The following is a 3,076-nucleotide window of genomic DNA, read 5'->3' on the forward strand; positions in this document are numbered from 1 at the left end:
CGAACTCGGTGAAGAGCCGCACGCGCTTCGTCTTGCGCGTCTCTCCTTGAGTTAGCAGCCAGAGCGTTGCGGGTGTTTTCAGTGCGATGCCTGGAACCCTCGCCAACAGGCGATCAGTATCGCCAACGAAACACGGCAGTCTGGCCATACCGGTCCCTTGCCTTGCCGCAGCGATCTGTGCGTCGGCGTCTAGTGCGCGCTGCAATAAATCTGCACCACCGTGACGGAGCCGATTTTGGCCCAGCGCCCCCAGCTTTGCGGAACGCAAAGCGTTCCTTGTCGGGATTGAGGAGGGAGCAATGCGGGCCCATTGTGACCGACGAAGGACGCTGCGATGGGCCAAAAGCGGCCCGCCGCTTCGCGGTTGCTCTGGAAAGCCCCGTGGCAGCGTCGCAGTGCTTGCACGGGGCCTAGCGGTCCGATTCTGACATTTGCGACCGTGCTATCCGGATGGCGGGATGCAAATGTCAAAAACAATCCACTAGGGTCCTGAACGGAACCCCTGTCGCACGAACCTCGCCCGCGTCGGCCCAGTCCGGAATGCCATCCCCACCGATGACGATGGGCCGGATGGGATCCCGCGCGCGCGCAAGCCACGCGGCCGGTCGATCGCGGGACATATAAACGCCTGCGAACAGCTCCGGTCCCTTCAGGCCATGAAGATTGAGCGGCAGGGTCTCGCGATCGGCGGCAATGCGGATCGCGACGTCCGCCTCCCGATTGGTCAGATTCACCACCTCGCCGGTCGACACGATCTCCATCTCGGGATGCATACGCGCGAAATCGGCGAGATCCGGCATGAGCAGGTGTGTCGCAAGGAACGGAGGCAGTGTCACCCGCAGCAACCCGCGCACGCTCTGTCATGCATTTGGGATTGAGGGATCATTGGCGCCAGAACCATTGGAGCCTCGCAAGACACGATCAAGTTGAGCTTGCAGCCTTGGGTAAAACCATTTTCCCAGTGCCATTCCTGGTTTCTCTATCCCCAAGAAGCACAGCGCCGATGCCAAGACTGCACAAATTGCAAGTACAGGCAAATTCAGTACAGGAACCCGCTCAATATGGAAAATTCGAAACGCAACATAGAGGACGATTCCGTGTATTACATAAATACTGAAAGAAATTTCTCCAAGAATGCGTGCGCCACGGGTCGATAATAGCCCGACCAAATCATTGCCGCCTGCAACGCTAAGGAAAACAAACGCAAAAAGACACATCGGGACCAAGCCATATGGCTCATGAAACAAGGTCATTCCGGCGATCAAGGCCATGAGCACTGGTAGAACCATCCAGCGCTTTGAAAGAATATGTTTAATATAGGGCTTTGACACTGCTTCACCAGTTAGCATGCCGAAAATAAACAGTGGTATGAACTTGAAAATTTCATGACCCGTAAACCGCCCGAGCAATGACAAAGCCAAGAGCAACAGAAGCAAAACCCAAAGTGTGTCACGCTTGAAGGCGAGTCGCAAGGTCGCGACTAACGGGAGGATTGCGAAGTAAAATACCCATTCCCACCAGATCGACCATAAAACACCGGCATTGACTAGATTGCTGCCCTCTACTCCCATCAGCGGACCTTGTTTTCCGGCAAGCCATTTGATCACCTCTATAGGGAAGTGACGATCGGGCAGAACCCGGTACTCTACAGCAACGATGAGCGCACTTGATAATGTCGAAACCAAAAGCATAGGGACAATACGAAAAAATCGCCCATTGTACATTGATGTCCAATTGTTGGCGCGCAACCCACTGACAACACGAGGATAAAATACGAGACCAGTAGCCATAAAAAATAGCGCCACTGCAGCCTTACCTAATTGATTATAAAAATTTAATGCTGGGTCCGCCCAAGGATGTCCGAAATTATATCTAAGCCAAATAGTATAATGGTGAAACATTACGAAAATGGCGAGATAGCCGCGCAAGCCGTCCACACACCCAATCCGCTTACCGACTGGGAGCGGGAAGCCAAAACTGGCTAATTTCGTCCCAATTGCTGTTGCAACAACGAGAGCAAGGGCCATTGCCAGCAGTATCCAGTAATAGCTCATCAAACCGCCTCGAAGTTGTGAGTCTCGAAAAATCCGTCGTCAACTGGTCCGTACATCCCGGCCTCAATGGATCGAAGCAAGCAAAATATTGCATCGCAGCCGGCTTGCGTTATCGATAACATTCTTGACAATGCGGCGCGCAACCTAGTGGCGCGAGATTAACGGATCTGCGAGCCATCATTGTTGAAGTACGGCCTCCGCTGATCAGCGAAATTTTAGAAGATCTTTGTGTACCACCCTATAGCCCGCGCAACCTTCGCCCTATGAAAATCGGGATAGCTGACCTGCCCCCGAGGAAGGAGCAGAGTTGCGGGGTTACGGTGATGTTTTAGTTAATCCCAAAAATCTGGTCACCTTCCGCATCACGTCCGGCCGTTGCGCGAAGCGTCGAGGGCATCGCGGCCGATAGAATTCCCCCTACCCGTGTGCATCCATCATTGCATGGTGGAGTGAACGTTACGCACCGTTCCTGCGTGCGGCGGGGCCGTCGCTTAGTGTGGCGGCGGGGACGGGGACGGCTTCGGCGGGGTCGCGGTTTGGGCGGGTGTGGGCAGGCGGCAGGGGGAGGCTGTCGAGGGCGCGGAGCATGGGGGTGATCAGGGGGAGGTCGTCGCGGTGGCGGACTTTGTCATAGTGGCGATTGTCGTCGTAGCGGGGTTCGCCGGGGAGCACGGCGCCGGGTTCGAGCGCGCCGATCAGCGCCATGATGCGGGCGACGTCGCTGATGGCGGCGGACTGGGCGGTGTTGGCGCTGCTGCGCACGGTCAGCACTTCCAGCGCCATTTGCAGCACGTCGAAGGTGGTGATCTGGCCTTCGCGTTCCTGGATCAGCGCGCCGTCATAGGCTTTTTGTGCGGCGATTGCGGCATTGGCATAGCGCGTGGCGGCGGCCGTTTGCGCGAGCCAGTCGTTCCATGCGGCGGCGATTGCGGCGCGGGTGTCGCGGCTGGCGCCGTCGATCAGGCGCCAGTCGGAATCGTTGGCGGCGACCGCGTCGGCGATCTGCGTGCGGCGCAAACCGC

Annotated in this window: 3 protein-coding genes; all 3 read right to left on the bottom strand. The window is 56.8% G+C overall.

What is annotated here, in order from left to right:
• Positions 1-467: 467 nt before the first annotated feature.
• Complete coding sequence (locus tag P4L78_RS01375; RefSeq protein WP_309326479.1) at positions 468-800, bottom strand: hypothetical protein; 333 nt, start codon at positions 798-800, stop codon at positions 468-470.
• A gap of 60 nt (positions 801-860) precedes the next feature.
• Positions 861-2,054 (bottom strand): acyltransferase, encoded by a 1,194-nt coding sequence (locus P4L78_RS01380; RefSeq protein ID WP_309326481.1) that lies wholly within the window; start codon positions 2,052-2,054, stop codon positions 861-863.
• A gap of 456 nt (positions 2,055-2,510) precedes the next feature.
• Positions 2,511-3,076, bottom strand: a 566-nt coding sequence (locus tag P4L78_RS01385; RefSeq protein WP_309326482.1) for a TolC family protein, incomplete at its 5' end; no start/stop codon positions are given.

It is taken from the genome of Silvimonas sp., assembly GCF_031291215.1.
GTDB classification, from domain to species: domain Bacteria; phylum Pseudomonadota; class Gammaproteobacteria; order Burkholderiales; family Chitinibacteraceae; genus Silvimonas; species Silvimonas soli.